Annotated in this window: 15 protein-coding genes, 2 tRNA genes and 1 pseudogene; 5 read left to right on the top strand and 13 right to left on the bottom strand. The window is 68.0% G+C overall.

Annotated elements, in window-relative coordinates:
• Positions 1 to 23: 23 nt before the first annotated feature.
• The 3 genes from D7V97_RS10375 to greB all read right to left on the bottom strand — a co-directional run bounded on the left by D7V97_RS10375 (position 24) and on the right by greB (position 3,084).
• Positions 24 to 1,343 carry a PhoH family protein gene (locus D7V97_RS10375; RefSeq protein ID WP_120610452.1) on the bottom strand — a complete coding sequence of 440 codons (1,320 nt, stop codon included), beginning with the start codon at positions 1,341 to 1,343 and terminating at the stop codon, positions 24 to 26.
• Between the two features lie 202 nt (positions 1,344 to 1,545).
• On the bottom strand, positions 1,546 to 2,538 hold the full coding sequence (locus tag D7V97_RS10370; RefSeq protein ID WP_120610451.1) for a deacetylase: 993 nt from the start codon (positions 2,536 to 2,538) through the stop codon (positions 1,546 to 1,548).
• A 9-nt stretch (positions 2,539 to 2,547) separates the two neighbouring features.
• Positions 2,548 to 3,084 carry a transcription elongation factor GreB gene (gene greB, locus D7V97_RS10365; RefSeq protein WP_120610450.1) on the bottom strand — a complete coding sequence of 179 codons (537 nt, stop codon included), beginning with the start codon at positions 3,082 to 3,084 and terminating at the stop codon, positions 2,548 to 2,550.
• A 184-nt stretch (positions 3,085 to 3,268) separates the two neighbouring features.
• On the opposite strand from greB, the gene D7V97_RS10360 reads away from it, so the two are divergent.
• From D7V97_RS10360 to D7V97_RS10350, 3 genes are all read left to right on the top strand, one after another.
• Positions 3,269 to 3,341 (top strand) — tRNA-Lys (locus tag D7V97_RS10360).
• Between the two features lie 12 nt (positions 3,342 to 3,353).
• Positions 3,354 to 3,426: transfer RNA gene (locus tag D7V97_RS10355), tRNA-Glu, on the top strand.
• 444 nt (positions 3,427 to 3,870) lie between these two features.
• Complete coding sequence (locus tag D7V97_RS10350) at positions 3,871 to 5,256, top strand: M23 family metallopeptidase (RefSeq protein ID WP_120610449.1); 1,386 nt, start codon at positions 3,871 to 3,873, stop codon at positions 5,254 to 5,256.
• Between the two features lie 251 nt (positions 5,257 to 5,507).
• Here the strand turns inward: D7V97_RS10350 and D7V97_RS10340 are convergent, their stop codons facing one another.
• The gene (locus D7V97_RS10340) at positions 5,508 to 6,344 is read right to left on the bottom strand and encodes an SDR family oxidoreductase (RefSeq protein ID WP_120610448.1); all 837 of its coding nucleotides are present in this window, start codon (positions 6,342 to 6,344) and stop codon (positions 5,508 to 5,510) included.
• 204 nt (positions 6,345 to 6,548) lie between these two features.
• Here D7V97_RS10340 and D7V97_RS10335 point away from each other — a divergent pair, with 204 nt between their 5' ends.
• On the top strand, positions 6,549 to 7,451 hold the full coding sequence (locus tag D7V97_RS10335) for a LysR family transcriptional regulator (RefSeq protein WP_120610447.1): 903 nt from the start codon (positions 6,549 to 6,551) through the stop codon (positions 7,449 to 7,451).
• A gap of 375 nt (positions 7,452 to 7,826) precedes the next feature.
• On the opposite strand, the gene D7V97_RS45315 is transcribed toward D7V97_RS10335, so the two are convergent.
• Positions 7,827 to 8,942, bottom strand: a complete 1,116-nt coding sequence (locus D7V97_RS45315; RefSeq protein ID WP_199728764.1) for a hypothetical protein — start codon at positions 8,940 to 8,942, stop codon at positions 7,827 to 7,829.
• A gap of 449 nt (positions 8,943 to 9,391) precedes the next feature.
• On the opposite strand from D7V97_RS45315, the gene D7V97_RS10325 reads away from it, so the two are divergent.
• On the top strand, positions 9,392 to 10,756 hold the full coding sequence (locus D7V97_RS10325; protein ID WP_147444763.1) for a hypothetical protein: 1,365 nt from the start codon (positions 9,392 to 9,394) through the stop codon (positions 10,754 to 10,756).
• Between the two features lie 203 nt (positions 10,757 to 10,959).
• Here the strand turns inward: D7V97_RS10325 and D7V97_RS10320 are convergent, their stop codons facing one another.
• The 8 genes and pseudogenes from D7V97_RS10320 to D7V97_RS10290 all read right to left on the bottom strand — a co-directional run bounded on the left by D7V97_RS10320 (position 10,960) and on the right by D7V97_RS10290 (position 16,991).
• Positions 10,960 to 11,841, bottom strand: a complete 882-nt coding sequence (locus tag D7V97_RS10320) for a metallophosphoesterase (RefSeq protein ID WP_120610445.1) — start codon at positions 11,839 to 11,841, stop codon at positions 10,960 to 10,962.
• Between the two features lie 600 nt (positions 11,842 to 12,441).
• Positions 12,442 to 12,858, bottom strand: coding sequence for a spore germination protein GerW family protein (locus tag D7V97_RS10315; protein WP_120610444.1), 417 nt, complete (start codon positions 12,856 to 12,858; stop codon positions 12,442 to 12,444).
• Between the two features lie 196 nt (positions 12,859 to 13,054).
• The gene (locus D7V97_RS10310) at positions 13,055 to 13,816 is read right to left on the bottom strand and encodes a hypothetical protein (RefSeq protein ID WP_233582637.1); all 762 of its coding nucleotides are present in this window, start codon (positions 13,814 to 13,816) and stop codon (positions 13,055 to 13,057) included.
• A gap of 163 nt (positions 13,817 to 13,979) precedes the next feature.
• On the bottom strand, positions 13,980 to 15,113 hold the full coding sequence (locus D7V97_RS10305) for a trypsin-like serine protease (RefSeq protein WP_233582635.1): 1,134 nt from the start codon (positions 15,111 to 15,113) through the stop codon (positions 13,980 to 13,982).
• A gap of 5 nt (positions 15,114 to 15,118) precedes the next feature.
• Positions 15,119 to 15,469 (bottom strand): toxin-antitoxin system YwqK family antitoxin, encoded by a 351-nt coding sequence (locus tag D7V97_RS45805; protein WP_233582641.1) that lies wholly within the window; start codon positions 15,467 to 15,469, stop codon positions 15,119 to 15,121.
• Positions 15,470 to 15,496: 27 nt separating this feature from the next.
• Positions 15,497 to 15,586: pseudogene (locus tag D7V97_RS45800) on the bottom strand (toxin-antitoxin system YwqK family antitoxin); the annotation flags it as partial.
• A 125-nt stretch (positions 15,587 to 15,711) separates the two neighbouring features.
• A complete protein-coding gene (locus D7V97_RS10295) occupies positions 15,712 to 16,455 on the bottom strand; it encodes a hypothetical protein (protein WP_120610442.1) in 744 nt (247 codons plus the stop codon).
• Between the two features lie 149 nt (positions 16,456 to 16,604).
• Positions 16,605 to 16,991: a VOC family protein gene (locus tag D7V97_RS10290; RefSeq protein WP_120610441.1), complete on the bottom strand. Its 387-nt coding sequence runs from the start codon at positions 16,989 to 16,991 to the stop codon at positions 16,605 to 16,607.
• Between the last annotated feature and the right edge of the window lie 29 nt (positions 16,992 to 17,020).

Here is a 17,020-nt window from a genome sequence, read left to right as displayed (position 1 = left end):
TCGGAATGGGGGCTGCGGGTGCCTCACAGCAGGTTGGCCGACAGCTCGGCCAGCATGCTGCGCTCGCCCTTGGCCATGGTGATGTGGCCGGCGATCTTCTCGTTCTTGAAGCGATTGACGACGTGCACGAGCCCGTTGTTCGTCGAATCCACGTACGGGTTGTCGATCTGGAACGGGTCGCCGGTGAGGATGATCTTCGTGTTGTCGCCCACGCGGGTGAGGATGGTCTTCACCTCGTGGGGGGTGAGGTTCTGCGCCTCGTCCACGATGATGAACTGGTTCGGGATGCTCCGGCCACGGATATACGTGAGCGGCTCAATCTCCATCAGCCCCAGGTCCATCAGCTCGTGGTGGCCGCGCCCGGCCTTCTTGTCCGCGCGGCTGAGGTTCATCAGGAACTCCACGTTGTCGAAGATGGGCTGCATCCAGGGGTTGAGCTTCTCCTCGACGCTGCCGGGCAGATAGCCGATGTCGCGGCCCAGGGGGAAGATGGGCCGGCTGACCAGCAGCTTGTGGTACAGCCCCTCCTCCGTCACCTTCTGCAGGCCCGCGGCGATGGCGAGCAGCGTCTTGCCCGTGCCCGCCTTGCCCACGATGGTGACGAGCTTGATGTCATCGTTGAGCAGCAGGTCCAGGCAGAACGCCTGCTCCATGTTGCGCGGACGGATGCCCCAGGTGCCTTCCTTGCTCTGGCGCGCGAGCGGCACGAGCCGCGCCTTGGCCGCGTTGAAGCGGGCCATGGCGGTGTGGGACGGGTTGAGTTCGTCCTTGAGCAGCACGAGCTGGTTGGGGAAGAGCCGGTCCTGGGCCGGGATCTCCACCTCGCCGCCGGGCTTGTAGAGCTGATCCACCATGTCCTGCGGCACGAGCAGCTCGGCGAAGCCCGTGTAGAGGTCGGTGATCTCCACGCGCTCGGTGTCGAAGTCCTCGGCGGACAGGCCCAGGGCGTCGGCGCGGATGCGCAGGTTGGTGTCCTTGGTGATGAAGACGGCCTGGGTCTCCGGCTCGTTCTCCATCAGGTCGATGGCCACCGCGAGGATGCGGTTGTCCATCAGGTTGCTGTCCGCCATGGACGACGGAAGCGCCCGGTCGGTGAAGCTCACGCGCAGCATCCCGCCGTGCGGCAGCGGGACGCCTTCCTTCAGGGAGCCTTCGGCGCGGAAGGAGTCCAGGTAGCGCGCCACCAGTCGCGCGTTGCGTCCCAGCTCGGAGAGGTCGCGCTTGAACTGATCGATCTCCTCGATGACGTAGATGGGGATGATGACGTTGTTGTCCTTGAACCCGTAGATGCTGCGGGGGTCATGGAGGAGGACGTTCGTGTCGAGGATGAAGTTCTTGCGCATCGTGGGCTTCGCGACCTGACCTGGTTCGGGTGCGATTGCGGACGGCGAGCGACGGACCGCGGAAGGCTGCCTGCCGGCCTCAATATAGGCACCGAACGAGGGGCGACCAGCCGCATTCCCGTCGGGGAAGGCGAAGGGACGTCCAAAAAAGCACGGCCCCCCACCCCGTCGGAACAGGGCGCTACAGCCCCGGGCCCGGAGTTCAGGAGCCAGCAGTGGAACGCAGGGGCGCCGACGCGAAGTCCCCTCCCTCCGGGGACGACGCGGGCGACAGCGGATCATACCCGAGCAGCTCCACCACCCTTTCGGGCGGAGGGCCGGGCGGCATCCGGGCCCAGGGGAAGCGCGCCTGGAGCGCCTCCTCGTCAAGCGACACAGCCTGCTTCGCGTGGAGGCGCTGGGCCTCGTTCCAGCCGCGGGTCTCGAAGCGCCGGGCCAGCCGCCGAGACAGGGGGCTGATCATCGCCGAGGGGACGAAGAGGGCGGGCTGTCCCTGGGCGTCCCGCATGCAGCCCAGCTCCACCGCCCAGGCCAGCAGCCAGCGCGGCCAGCCCCTTCCCGCGCGGCGAAGGGCGCTGAAGCGTCCCTGGGCGGCCCCGTCCACGAAGGTGAAGCGCGGGTCGTAGACGGACGCCGCCGCGAACGTCGCGGGCATCAGCGCCACCGCCTCCGCGCCGATGCGGCGGGCCATCAGGTGCAGGAGGTCCAGGATGTCGCGTGACAGCGCGAGCCCGGGATGCTGCTGGCCAGGCAGCGGCGGACGGTTCCAGTCGAACGGGCGTCCCGGCTGCTGCAACAGGAGGCTGTCCACATAGAGCAGCGGGGCCTCCGCCGCCGCGTGGGTGAAGCCGACCTCCGCGCCCGGGGTCCGTCGCAGGGACGCGTCCGCGACGGGGGCGTGGTAGCGCTTGCTCCAGCAGGTGAGGCGCGGCTGGAAGGGATCCTGGCAGGACAGGCGCAGCTCGACGGGCCCCACCCGGTCCTCCAGGCGCTGGGTGAAGCCGTAGGCGGACAGGGCGCGCTCCAGGCCCTCCCGGCTGTAGGTGCCGAACGCCAGGTCCACGCGGTCGCTGGCGGACTCCAGGCCCAGGTCGTCCAGGGACAGGGACTCGCTCGCGGAGGCAGACAGCTCCAGGCCGCTCAAGCGCGGGTAGGTGCGGAGCATCCGGGGACTGAGCTGCGGCGTCCGGGGCATGGGAGCGTCCTAGTCGTAACGGATGTCGACGAGGGTGAGTTCAATCTCTCCCCGGGGGCGCCGCACCTCGACGGTGTCCCCCGGCGCCTTGCGAAGGAGCGCGCGGCCCATGGGTGACTCGACGCTGATGCGGCCTCCGGTGGCGTCGATCTCATCCGAGCCGACAATCTGGTACGAGAAGCGCGCGCCTGCCTCGTCCTCCAGGGTGACCGTGGCCCCGAAGTAGACTTTCGAGCGGTCGCTTTGTTCGGCGGGGGTGACGATGGTGGCGGTGTCCAGGCGCTTGGAGAGGAAGCGGATGCGCCGGTCGATCTCCCGCAGGCGCTTCTTGCCGTAGATGTATTCGGCGTTTTCTGAACGGTCGCCCTGGGCGGCGGCGGCGGAGACCTCGGCGGTGACCTTGGGGCGCGCCTCGTTGAGGAGCTGGAGCAGCTCGCGGTGCATGCGCTCGGCGCCCGCCCGGGTGAGGTAGCGGCGGAACGGAGCCTGCTCCTCCCCCTCTTCGTCCTCGGGGGCGTCGGGTGGGTCGGGAACTTCCTGGGCCATGCCCCTGTGTATAACCCTGGATGCCGACATCCGGCGGCAGCGGACCGGGGCGGATGTTCACCCGGCGTGGGACCGGGGCTGTCAGGGAGCGGGGGGAACGATCGCCAGTGGAAGTCCCCGGGCGCTGCTGGTAGGAAGCGCCTCGCAAGACCGCCCGTCGGTGAGGGCGGCAAAAAAGAATAGCGAGTCGCTAGCTCAGCTGGTAGAGCACCGGCCTTTTAAGCCGAGGGTCGGGGGTTCGAGCCCCCCGCGACTCAAGCAGTGACGACGTCCCCGTCGTCTAGAGGCCCAGGACGCTGGCCTTTCAAGCCGGTAACACGGGTTCGAATCCCGTCGGGGACACTGAAAGCCGAGGCCGGAAGCCGCTGAGAACCAGCGGTTTCCGGCCTCGGTGCTTTCTGGCTCTGGCTCGTCTCCAGAATGTCTCCAAGCCGGAGACTCTCCCCGCCCCTCCTCCAGCATCTGGATGGCGCGGTGCTTCTCCCCCTTCCCCAGGTGCATGTAGCGCATGCTGGTGCGGAGGCTGCGGTGGCCTGCCAGCGCCTTCGAGAGAGGCGGCACGCCCCGCATGGTCAGGTGGCTACAGAAAGGTGTGGCGGAGGATGTGGAGCGCCCCCGTCACCTTGGACGCCGCAGGAATGTCCCTTCTGGCAATGAGGATCCACGCTTCGCTCTGTTCGGCGAGAGCCTGTGTGGGCGGTAGGGAAGGCGGCGGTGGCGCGCTGGCCAAAATTCGTGTTCATCCAGTAAAAACTCTTTTTCCGCAAAGAACATAAAGGTGCTGCCGTGGACAATTCAGCAACAGGCAATGGCCGGATTCGCCAAGCGCATGTGGAGCAGACGAAGGGCGGAGGGCTGAGCAGAAGAACCCTCATTGGCGGAAGTGGCGCGCTTGCCGCGCTCGCATTCGGCAGCACTTTGGCTGCTCCGCGGACCGCTTTCGCAGCGGCGGGCGGCTACATCTACCCGACCTCGTCGCGAGCGGTCTCCGATTCCTTCGCAGACCACGTGGCCCGGGGATCCGTGAATCCGGGAACCGACTACGTATGCCCCACCGGAACGCGCGTCGTCGCGGTGAAAGCGGGCACGGTCGTGGGTGTCACGAATACCATCGGCGGTTCCGGGGGCCGCATGGTGTTCATTGACCATCCCGATGGGTCAAAGACGGACTACCTGCACCTTTCTTCAATCCAAGTCCCCCTGGGTGCTCAGGTCGCACAGGGACAACAGATTGCGCTCTCGGGTGGATCCGGGAACGGTTCGGAAAACGGCTACGGAGCTCATCTGCACCTCGCTCTTCACATCGGTGCCGGTGCGCAGCACGGAACTCGAGGCGGCTCCGTGGACTTCGAGGCTTACGTCGGAGCGGGAGGCTCGAGCGCGCCGGGAACGCTCCGGCAGGTTTACTCCACCAACGCGGGTGCAAGTTGGCAGAGCGGCGACACGGGGATGCTGTTCAATCCCTCTCAGCTTTCCGCCGTCAACATGGGTGGGTCCTGGCCGCAGCTCATGATGACGCAGGAAGGCGTGCTCTATCAGGTCTATGGAACAAGCAGTGGATGGACCTTCGGCAATACCGGTATCGCGAGCAACCCAACCTCGATGAGCGCGGTGAACATGGGCGGCTCTTGGCCGGCCGTGATGAGTATCGAGAACAGCACCCTCTTCCAAACCGTGGGAACGTCTTCGGGGTGGCAGAAGCTCTCCACCGGCCTGACGTTGATCGGCCAGATCTCCGCCGTCAACATGGGCGGCAGCTGGCCGACGATCATGTTGGCCCAAGGCGGCGTGCTCTATCACGTCTACGGAACGACGTCCGGATGGAAGGTCGCGTCCACGGGAATTGCAATCAATGGGCAAATCTCGGCCGTCAACATGGGCGGCGGCGTGCCTCAGGTGATGGCGATCGAGAACGGGTATCTCTACCAGATCTGGGGCGACGCGGCGGGCTGGCACAAGCAGTCGACCGGCTTGAATCTGATCGGCCAGATCTCGGCGGTTGCAACGGGGACCACCTGGCCCACCGTCATGCTCGATCAAGGAGGAGCGCTCTATCGCGTGTGGGCGGATACGTCCGGCTGGCACGTCCAGCCAACGGGAATCTCCGGAACGGGCCGTTTCTCGGCGGTTTATATGGGCGGTGGTGTACCGCAGGTGTTGAAGATCGGCTGACCGGCGGAGGGTTCCCCGTCGAGAAGCGGTCCACTGTCTGGGCCTATCCGGCCCCTGGAAGCCTGTCGGTCACGGATAGGAAGAATTGGCGCCCTCTTTCGAGTCCAAGTCCGGTGGCCCTTCGCTCCAACTCGGAGCCGGGGCAGGCCCCCGCTCGCCCCCTGGTGTGACGCGTCGAACGCCAGGGCGACGAACCCCTGCTCCGCCAGCCTTTGCGCGTACACGCCGGCCGTCGTCGGTGACGTCGTTGATCAGGAACCGCTGTGGGCCAGGGAGCTGGACAGGGCACGGTGGGCGTCGACCTGCCTCAGCAGCTCCTTCGCCTTCTCCTCGACAGCGGCGACCGCATCAGCGCCGGCGACCCAGCGCAGCGGCGGCTCGGGCTGGTCGATGATGGTGAGCAGCGCCTTTGCGAGCCTGGCCGGATCACCCACCTGCTTGCCGCTCATGCTCTTCCAGCCGGCCTGGGTCTGTGCCGTCCGCTCGGCGTAGTCGTCAATCGACAGCGCGGGCCACGTCGTCGAGGTGTCCTCCAGCAGGTCGGTGCGGAAGAAGCCGGGCTCGACGAGGGTGGTGCGGATGCCGTATGGCGCGACGTCGAACCGCAGCGACTCCATCCAGCCCTCGAGGCCGAACTTCGAGGCGGCGTAGGCGGCGACAAACTCCTGCCCGATCAAGCCGGCGACCGAGGAGAGGGTGACGACGTGACCGGAGCGCTGCTTGCGCATCACGGGGAGCACCGCGCGGGTGACATTCAGCGGTCCGAACAGGTTCGTCTCCAGCTGTGCACGGAACTGCTCCGGGCTGATCTCCTCGAAGTAGCCCGCCTGGAAGGTGGCGGCGTTATTGATGAGCACGTCAATGCGGCCGAACCGGTCCATGGCGGCCGCGACGGCGGCCTGGGCATCGGCCGGCTGGGTGATGTCCAGGCGGGTCGCCAGCAGGTTCTCGTCGGAGCCGACGGCCTGCTCGACCGCCTGCGGACGGCGGCCTGTGGCGACGACCTGATAGCCAGCGGCGAGGGCAGCGCGGGCGATGTCCACGCCCATGCCTCGGCTGGCGCCAGTGATGAAGATGACCTTGCTCATGGGGATGCTCCGGCCTGGCCCGGCGGCGGCGAGATGCCGCGCGAGGGGGCGAGTGAGTTGCGCTGACAGATAAGAGATACGCGCCGGGCCCACTCGGGACTAGACGGCGGAATGCAAATGAGCTGTTAACACCTTGTTAAAAGTGAGCCTCGACGGCTCGAAGGACTCGGCGGAGCACGCCGCCCGCCGCGGAAACTCCCCGCCATGAAGACCCCCCTCCTCTCGCAGCTGCAGATGTTCCTCGCCGTCGCACGACTGCGCAGCTTCAGTGGGGCCGCGCGAGAACTGAGCGTCTCCACAGCCGCGGTGAGTCAGGCCGTGAGCCGCCTTGAGAAGCAGCTGCGCGTCGTCCTTCTCACCCGCACCACGCGCAGCGTGACCGTGACGGATGCGGGGAGGCGCCTTGTCGAGGAGGCAGGCCCCGGGATCGGTCAGGCGCTGGCGGCCCTCACCACCGTGTCAGCCCAACCGGGCGAAGCGGTGGGCAGGTTGCGACTGTCGGCCCCACGGATGGCGGTGCCCTTCATCACTCCGGTGCTGTCCGGCTTTCGCGCGCGCCACCCGCGTGTGGAGGTGGAGGTTGTCATCGAGGACCGCTTCGTGGACATCGTGGCGGAGGGTTACGACGCAGGCGTGCGGCTGACCGAAGCCATCGAGCGCGACATGGTGCAGTTGCGCCTCACCGGCGCCTTCCGCTTCGTGGTGGTGGGCGCCCCCAGCTACCTCGCACGCCACGGCATGCCCCAGCGCCCCGAGGAGCTGCTGCGCCACGAGTGCATCACCTTCCGCTCGCAGACAACGGGGACGCTCTATGCCTGGGAGCTGGAGCGAGGCCGCAAGACGTGGCGCGTGCCGGCGCGCGGGGGCATGGTCACCGGCGACAGCCAGCTGATGCTGTCCCTGGCCGAGGCAGGCGCCGGGCTGGTGTACGCCTTCGAGCCGTCGGTGCAGGAGCAGCTGCGCACCGGACGGCTGAAGGTGGTGCTCGAGGCCTACGCACCCACAGTGCCCGGCTTCTTCCTCTACTTCCCCAGCCGTGCGCAGCGCTCGGGACCGCTGCGTCTGTTCGTCGAAGCGGCCCGGGAGCTGGCCCCAAAGGCGGCGTGAAGCCACACCCGGTGACCCTCTCCCCCCGATGACCTCATGACGGGCGTGGACCATTTCGATGCCCAGGGGCCGGTATCACGGGTTCGAATCCCATGGGCCCACGGGTACACCCCCGCCGTTCACGGTTCATTGAGGCGCCGAAGAAGCGCTGCCAGCGTGTCGAGCTCATCGTCCTCGAAACGAGCCAGCCGGTGCTTGAGCTCGGCGCCCTTCCCCTCGAGAGAGCGCGTGAGCCGCTTCGTCCCTGCGGTGCCGGAGTCATCTTCCGGCGACAGGCGTCCTACCGCCGCCCAGGTCGCACCTGCCGCAGGGCCCCCGACTGCACCGTCACGCGGGCTCGTTCGCGCTCAACCCCTCGCCCCCCCTCGGGTCCGCTCAGCCACACGCCTTGTTGAGCTGGCACGTGCCGGGCGCCCCGTTGGTCCTCGTGCACGCGGTGCCCTGCGGGCAGTCCGCGGAGTCCGAGCAGTCCGCGCCGTTGTTACCGTCATTGTCGACGCCGTCGTTGCAGACGGTCTCCTTGCGCACGCAGTTGGTGAGCGTGCAACCGAGGCCGCACGAGCCGCTCACGCAGTTGGCGTCCGCGTTGCCGGCCTTGCAGTCGATGCGTCCGTCGCCGTTGTCGTCCACGCTGTTGGCGCAGTCCGTCTCGCGCGACTGCCCGCCCATGCAGATGGCCGAGGGCACCTGGCCCGCGGGCTGGCGGATGATGGCGCCCTCGCAGTCCGCGACGTCCGCGCAGTCCGCGCCCGCATTGCCGTCGTTGTCGACGTTGTCGTTGCAGAGCGTCTCCTTGCGCGCCGTGCCGGTGCACACGCAGCCGGCGCCACACGTCTGGGTGTCGCAGTCCAGGTCGTCGCAATCCGCGCCCGCATTGCCGTCGTTGTCGCGCCCGTCGTCGCAGAGGGTCTCCTTCGGCAGCAGGCCGGAGCACGTACAGCCCATGCCGCACGAGGCACCGTCGCAGTCGGGGTCCACGCAGTCCCTGGAGCCGTCCCCGTCGTCGTCATTGGCGTTGTCACACGCGGACTCGGCCTTGCGGGTATCGCGACAGGTGCAGCCGGCGCCGCACGACTGGTCGTTGCAGCTCGACTCCTCGCAATCCACCAGGCTGTTGTCGTCGTCGTCGGTGCCGTTGGAGCAGCTCGTCTCCGTACGCGGCTCGCACCTGCCGGCGACACACGCCTCCTGCAGCGTGCAGGGGTGGTTGCACTGGCCGCAGTGCTGGGCGCTCGTCCGCAGATCGAAGTCCTCGTCCACCTGACCGTCACAGTCGTCGTCCGCGCCGTTGCACTCCTCGGCGTGGGGCAGGCAGCAGGAGCGCACGGTGGTGCCCGGCTGCGTGGCGCACACCCCGCCCTCCGTCACGCAGTCCGAGTCCTGGGCGCACGTAGAGGGCAGCTCGTCCGGGAACTCCGCCTCGCAGCCCACGGCGGCACAGGCGAGCAACAGGCAACACAGCAGGCGCGGCATCAAGAGCAGGTCCTTCATGGTCAGAATCTCCCGCCGACGACGAGGTGGAGCGAGGTGGAGGTGGAGGGGCCGCCCGCTGTCACGGCTCCTGCCGCTCCCCGGGCTTGAGGGTCAGCGCGCGGGTGAAGGTGCAGTACCCCTCCCCGGAGACCTCCAGCTCACGTCTCTCCCGGGGTCGCGTGAGTCGTGGCCCAGGACGTGACGCAGACAAAGCAAGACGGGTGCCAGTCCCCTCCTCACGGCGGTTCGGGGTGTTTCGTGGGGCCGGTGCCGCTCGCCGTGCTCCCGCTGCGTGCGCACCACACGCAACTCGCGTCGCATTCGCACGCAGTCGCGCACCGCCGGGCTCCCAGGGCGCGAGGGGCAGGGAGGGGCCACAGGCATTGGCACCGTTCTTGGAACGTGGTGCGAGGCGCCCCTTTCCGGGGCCCCGCCACTTCTACCAATCCCCCCTGCGGAGAACCCCGATGAGCGCTCCACTGATCGACAATCTTGTGGACCCTTCCAGCTGGATGTCGCTGCTCGTGAGAACCCATCCCAACGTCCGGTTGAAGGACTTGTCGATTCCCGGCACGCATGACTCGTGCAGCCGCCTGGATGCGTGCAAGCCCATCTCCACGACGCAGTATGCCACCCTTGAACAGCAGCTGGATGCCGGGGTCCGCTTTCTCGACGTGCGCATCAAGACCGATGGCCCCCAGGGCTTGAAGGTCGTGCATGGGATTGAGGACGTGGGGGATTACTATGCCCACCCCGCTGGCGGCCGACTGTCATTCAAGACCGTCTTGACGCGCATCTACGACTGGATGAACAAGCCGGAGCACCGCGACGAGTGCGTGATCATGAAGGTGGTGGATTGCGACCACACCAACCTCGACACGGAGCCCGCCGATTACGACACCCACACCCGCGTTCACGACATCTGGAAGAGCGTGGATGACGCCAGTGTCGAGAGGAAGAGCCTGGACTTCAACACCCGGCACACCGCGGAGGACTTCCTGCGGATGACGCTCGCGCAAGCGAAGGGGAAGTTGCTGCTCTGGCGCGTCTTCAAGGATCCAGAGGTCCCCCATGGGGCGCGGAAGGCGTTCGGGTTGGACCTGTATCAACTGAAGGACGAAGCCCGGTTCGACAACAATCCCTATTTTGGCATCACCTCACCCTCCTCCTCCACTCGCAGCGGGCGGATCAGCACGCTGCATGCGCAGTCGCTCTACACCTGGAAATACAGCGGCCCGCACAAGACGCTCACCTACGCCGACAAGATGAACGCGGTGCGACACCTCTTGTACGACGCTTGGCACGACCACACTGGCGCGGCCGGGACGCGGAGGTTTGATTCCTATCGCGTCAACGAACTGAACATCGCGGCGATCTACCAGTCGTCGTCGGATCGTCAGGACGTGGACTCCCTGAGGTATTACCCCATCACCAATGCGACCCACATCAATCCGCTGGTGGGAGCATTGTTGGATCAACTGCTGGCGCCCGAACCCACGTTGCCCACCCTGAGCAATGTCAACGCGCAGGGGCATGGCAGTGTGGGGATCATCCTGTTTGACTGGGCGGAGGATCCCGCTGGCACGCGTCGCGACTTCGAGCAGACCCGTCTCTTCACCGAGCCGCTCTACAAGAAGGTGATCCTCTTCAACTTCAAGCCTTCGAAGATGTTTGCCCGCGACAACCAGGGCGTTGAGTCCATCCGCTACCAGCCCATGGGCGACGCTCCCTACGCGGCGCTGCAATACCACGACAAGGGCTCCTGGCACACGTTGGAGCGCGCCTTGGGGCCGTCTTCATTCCCCTTCGAAATCCCCCCCATCACTGCTTGAGACCGCCCCCGGTACAGCACGACCCCTGCCGAGTAGAGGTCCGTGCGCGCGTCGAGGGGACGGTCCATGCGACCTGTCTGCTCGGGCGACAGGTAGGGCAGGCTCCCCACCACCTGTCTGGGCATGGGAGAGGGCGCTCGCCACCACCGCGAGAGGCCAGGGCGAAGTCGGTCAGCTGGACGTGCCCCTTCCCGCCCGCGTGCTCAGCGCTGGGGCGACGTCCCGGAGGCGGGCACCGTCACCGTCCGCAGGTCATCCGGATCGGCAGGGTCGAGGAACTCCGTCTTCCCGTCCTCGCTGTTGATGACGCCCACCGTGAGGTACGTGTCCGCGAACTGCACGAGCAGGAAGGTGTGCTTGTCGGAGGAGCCGCTGCGGAACACGGGGATGTCCGTCTCTGACACCTGTTCCCTGTAGCCGTGCTCCCCATGCATGTGCCCCGCGAAGACGGCCACTACGTTCTGCCCGGCGATGGCCGCCAGGAACTCAGGGTTGTCTTCCTCCATGTGATCCCCGTAGTCATGCAGGTTGAGGATGATCTTGCGGCCCGCGGCCGTCGCGGCGGCCAGGTCCTTCTTCAGCCAGGCGATGGACGGTGAGACGTCGATGGCCTTCGCCGAGTAGACGGGGTGGTTGTGGAGCTGCACGAAGTGGTAGCTCCCCTGGTTCCACGAGTACGCGAGGCTCTGCTTGTCGAAGCCCTGGATGAGGGCGGCCGGGAAGTTGGGCACCTTGTCGCAGTGGATCATCGTCTTGATGAAGTCGCGGGCGTTCGCCGCCGCGCCGTTGTTCCCGAGCGAGAAGTAGTAGGCCGGCTCGCGCCACCAGGCATCGCCCACGTTGTTGGCATAGTCGTGGTTGCCCAGACCAATGAAGAGCGGCCAGCGCAAGGTGCCCGGCAGCGTGTAGTAGCGCTCGAAGAGATCCACCTGCCAGTCGAACCAGTGCTCCGTCAGGTCGCCGTTGATGATGACGCCCTGGGGCTTCTGGATGGGCTCGCCGCCCCCCTGGAGGCCCGGCTTCGAGGGCCACACCCCGCCGACGTCCGGCTGAAGGGCGTTGGTCGCGCGCTGGATGTCATTCATCGCCCGGACCTGGTCGCGGTTGGCGCGCTGGGAGTTGCGCTTCGTGCATTCGTGGTCGTCGCCACACGACGGCGAGTCCTTCGTCCGCGCGGGAGCTGACCGGCACCACCGCGCACAGCATCGCGAGCAGCAGACAGGCGTTCTTCATGTCGCATCCTTCCTGGGGTCGCGTGAATCACGGCCCGGGCGTGACGCCGACAAAGCAAGACAGACGCCAATCCGACGCTCACGGCGCTCCGGCGTGTTTCATGGGGCCGGGGCCGCGCGCCGTGCTCCCGCCGCGTGCGCACCGCACGCAACACGCGTCGCATCCACACGCAGCCGCGCACCGCCGGGCTCCTCGCGAGTCAGCGCGAGGGGAGCCCCTGCACGGACTCAGCGGAATCATGTTTCTTTTGTATCTGGATTGCGGGAGTGGCGCGAGGCGAGGACTTCGCCACGGCATGCCGCTCCGCGCCCGTGCGCATCCGGCCGCGAGGCGGACCTCGGGCGTCAGCGGGCCCACGCGGCGGGGCGCCGCGAGAGAAGGGCGCCTCCTTCAAGACGCCGAGGGCGTGAATCCTTGAGTCGCCGGGTTCCCCTTCCCCCGCCGCGCGATGGTTACGAGTGCGCGAGCTCGGCTTCAAGCGCGCGCAAGAGGCGGGCGGGATGGCGTGCGCTCAGCAGGCGGTGGAGGCCGAAGAGGAGGATCGCCGTGCCCGCGAGCAACTGCGCTCCCCGGATGATGCGATTGACGTCCACGGCGGGGACCCAGGAGACGTTGCCCTCGCGGATGACGAAGGCGCCCGCGGGTCTGGCCCTCAGCCCGAAGCCACTGCCGGAGCCGCTTCCCTTCACGGCCTCGCCCTCCACCGCGGCCTGCTGGAGCGCCGGCCCCTCGCCGCCTCCGCCTCCGCCCCCGCCGGCCACCAGGGCCGCGGGAATCACGGTGATTCCACCCTGCTGGATGGCCTCTCCGTAGACGCGCTTCACGGTGATGCTGTCGCGGGCCCGGTCGATGATCTCGTTGACGTCCATGGCTTCCCCCCAGTTGGGATGGCGGTGTCTTCACCGTGAGAGGTGGACACGGTGCGGCATGAGGGCCGGACGGGCAGGCCGGCGGGCCGTGGAGCGACACGAGGGCCAGGGGCTCCATGGCAGCGCCTGCTGGCGCCACGGACGACACCCCGTACTTCCGGCTCGAGGAGTCGCTCGCCGGGGAGGGGCGGAGGGCTCAGCCCCAGTGAAACAGCAAGGAGGCGCCGGGAACCACGGAGACCCCCTTGTAGTGACGCAAGTGCTTCCCGGCGAGGAGCCCCAGGTCCACGGACCAGTGCTGCCCCAGGAGCCGCCCGCCCGCCGTCGCGAAGGCGAACGGGCCGGCGAGGCCCTCGCCCGGTGACAGCGCGACATCCCCCGCGAGGCCCCAGTGCTCTCCCATGCGGACGAAGCCCCCCAGCATGGACAGCACCATCACGAACCCTTCGTTGTCCCCGCCTTCCCACGTGACGATGGGCTGGACCGTGAGCGACAGGGAGCCGTCGCCCGTTCCGTAGGTGAGGATGCCGTAGGCCCCGACGCCATGGATGTCACGCATCCCTGGGAGGTTGTTGTTGAAGCTGCCGCCCTGCGCTCCGAAGGCCAGATGCAGCCGCTCTGTCAGCGGAAGCGACAGCTTGAGGCCTGCCAGGAGGTTGAACTGGACGTCGCTGTAGCCCACGGCCAGTGCGACGGGAAGGACCGAGGCCACGTTCACGGACACGCGCTCGCTGAGCCCCAGCTCCGCGGCGGTGATGAAGAGGGCCTGCTGACCGATGAATCCCTCTCCCGCATGCAGTGGGAGCGCGGTGGGGCTCACGAGACCGCGTGAGCGGGTGGGATTCTCGAACCAGCCCGGGGACGACGCCTCGGACGGCGCGGTGACGGGTTCCCCGGCCCTGGCGAAAGCCCCAGGCATGGCCAGGCACAGCATGATCAGACAGATGAAACGCGGCATTGTCACTTCCCCATCGTGGTGGCGCACTGCATACGCAATCACCATGCCGGACGGGCTCACATCGGCAGGAAGTGGGGCCTCGCACCGCCGGGAGCCGTTGATTCCTGACATGCGCGTCATGGCGCCACGGATTTGCCGCAGGAGACCCCGCCGCCAGCGTCCATCACCGCCTGCTGGAGGGGCGTCTGCTCCGGCCGGACAGGAACACCGCCAGCGCGAGCAGCGCGGCGAACCTCCCCGCTCCGCTCCTGCCCGCCGTGCCACCGCGGCCCCTCGCGACCGCGCAGCCGCCTCCGCTCGTCTCCTCCGTACAGGGCAGCCACAGTCGACATGCGTCGCCCGCCTTCACACACAGCCGCTCTCCGTCGGGCCCGGTGCAGACCGCCCCGAAGCGACCGGCCTCGAGGCCCGCCACCGCGCAGCTCTTCCCTCCTCCGGTCCCGGTAACGCAGGCCATCCCCATCGGGCAGTCGGCGTGGCTCCGGCACGGCGCGGTGCACGCGTCCACCCTCGGGTCGAACGGAGGCCGCGTGGGCGGCGCCACTGCGACTTCGTCGAGGATCGCCTGAACGAAGGCCGCATGCGCGTCGACGCGCATGTTGGTGCCTGTCGTGCAGGCCAGGTCGCCATACGAGGTGACGCCGACGAGGCGCTCGGCGCCGTCGAACTCGAGGAACGACGGGCCGCCGCTGTCTCCGCCGCACGACATCCCGGGCGCGGCCGAGATGGAGAAGGTCTCTTCATGGACCGCCGTCACCCGGGCCGTGCCGCTGCGCCGGCTGCCCATCCGGCCCTGCTCGTCGACACCGAAGCCCACCACCCGCGTGGTCCGCCCCACCACGTCCGCCGGCAGCGCCGACAGGCTCAGCGGCACCGGCGCGACAGGCGCATCCTCGGCGAGGATCAGCACCCCGACGTCATGCGCCCCCGCACTCCAGGCGGGGTGCAGCCGGCCCTCGATGGCGCGCACGCGCTCGGCGGTGAGCGCCCGTGCCGGCTCGGGCGCGAACACCACCGAGAGCAGCTGCGGAGCGTCCACGTTCTCCACGCAATGCGCCGCGGTCAGGACGACCCGGGGCGCGATCAACGTCCCCGTGCAGAGGATGGGCGAGGCCTCGGCCGGCTCGCCACAGGTCGGCGCGACCGGGAGGATGGCCCCCACGGCCGGGGAGGCCGGCTCGGGCACGCCGCCCACCACGGCCTGTCGCCGCGCCGCGGGAGCGGGCGGTCCACCACACGCGCCCGCCGCCGCGAGGAGCAGCGCGACGGCGGGCCCGAGCGTGCGGTGGAGCCTCACGGATTTCAGTCCCTCGCGAAGTCGCCCTGCGGCGCGGCCGAGGCCTTTCCGTCGACGCTCCAGTACTTCCACTCACCGGTCTTCTCGCCATTCTCGTAGTGGCCCTGCACGGCCAGCGTCCCGTTCGGGTGCCACTCCGAGTAGAGGCCCTGCGCACGGTGCCCGAGCAGGGTCCCTTCGGCCCACTTCGTCCCGTCCGAGCGCCACGCGCTCCACTTCACCTCGCGCGATCCGGCGGAGTGGAGCTCCTCGCGGTTCTTCTGCCCCTCTTCGTAGTAGAGCGTCCAGCGGCCCTGCTTGAGGCCGCCGCGGTACTCGCCCTCGGACTGCTTCACGCCCGTCTCGAAGGAGCTCACCCAGCGGCCTTCCATCTTGCCGTCGACGTAGCTGCCTTCGGTCTTGAGCTTGCCGTTGGGGTGCCACTCCGCCCAGCGGCCATGCTTCGTGCCGTCGGGCCTGGCGCACCATTGCAGGGTCCCCTCCGGCGGCGCGTGGCCATGCAGCCGCGCGCCATCAGGACAGGGACCGGAGGCGCGACTGCATCCGAGGACCGCGCCCGCGACGACGGCCCACGCGATGAGAAGCCTGGGACAGGAGGCTAGTAGCAGGTGCCGACCCCGCTGCAGCTGCAGTTGTTGGACGCGAACGAATAGTCGTCCGAGGCCGCCGCGAAGCTGCCGAGGCCGTAGTCGTGCTTGGCGCAGTCCTGCGTGTACGCCGTCGTGCCCACGCACTTGGGGGTGCTGGTGACGCCGCAGCCCTGACCACAGCGGCCCTTGCAGCCATTGTCGCCGCCGTTGCAGCCGCAGCCCATGCCCGCCTGACGGTAGTAGCCGGACCCGATGTACTGGTTGCCGCAGGAGCAGGAGATGTGGGTCCAGCCGCGCTCGGAGACGAACTGGTACGGCGTGAGCAGCTCACCCACCGGCACGATCTGCATGAAGCTCGTCTGGCGCATCGCCGCGTTCTCCACGCGCGTGCGCTGCCCATCCTCCTCCGGTACGGCCTTGGAGAGCCCCTCGAGCAGCGGGGTGAGCAGCTGGGCCTGCGCCGCATCGAGCGGGTTGCCGCTCGGCGAGAAGTTCCCGACGCCCTGGTTGTAGTCGATGTGGAAGCCGATGACCGTCTCACCAAAGTCGTACGTCACCTCGACGACGTTCTGGGAGGTCTCGACCACCAGCGCGCGAACGGACGCGCCGCCCGCGCGGTAGGTCGCCTCGAGCGTGGTCGCGTCGCGCTGGAGCAGCGCGAAGCCTTCCGCCTCATCCACCTGCGGCGCCGGTCCGTCCGAACAGCCCAGCGCCAGCACCATCGTGAGTCCACACAACAGGAGCGTTCTCATCTTCCGTCTCGATTCCGCGCGTCGGGTTGGGCGCAACGGGACGAGACGGTAGGAATCCTGTCGAGCGCCGGTCAAATCGAACTCTGAGAATTCAGAGCAGAACCGGTGTCTCTTCCGCCCCCCTTGCGTGAGGCCCGTGCGACCCGGCCTCAGCGTTCCGGCTTCGGGACGTGCTGATCCACCAGGATGGGATTGCCGTCAGGGTCGACGAGCATGAGGCTCGCGGGGCCGGTGGAGGACGCGTCGGCGACGGAGGAGAGGGTCAGACCGCGGGCCTGGAGGGTGCGCTGGAGCTCGCGGATGTCGTCGAAGTCGGCGAGTTGCTGGGCGTTGCGGTCCCACCCGGGATTGAAGGTCAGGATGTTCTTGTCGAACATGCCTTGGAAGAGGCCGAGGGTGCTGGTCTCGTTCTGCAGGATGAGCCAGTTCTGGGCCGGATCACCGCCGATGACACGGAAGCCGAGCTTCTCGTAGAACGTGCGCGACGCGGCGAGGTCCTTGACGGCGAGGCTGACGGAGAAGTTACCGAGGCGCAAGGGTGCGGCTCCTGTGGGCGGGGCGGCGG

Source organism: Corallococcus sp. CA053C, from assembly GCF_003611675.1.
GTDB lineage: Bacteria > Myxococcota > Myxococcia > Myxococcales > Myxococcaceae > Corallococcus.
Note: the sequence above shows the minus strand (reverse complement) of the source record. Positions and strands in the feature narration are given on the sequence as shown.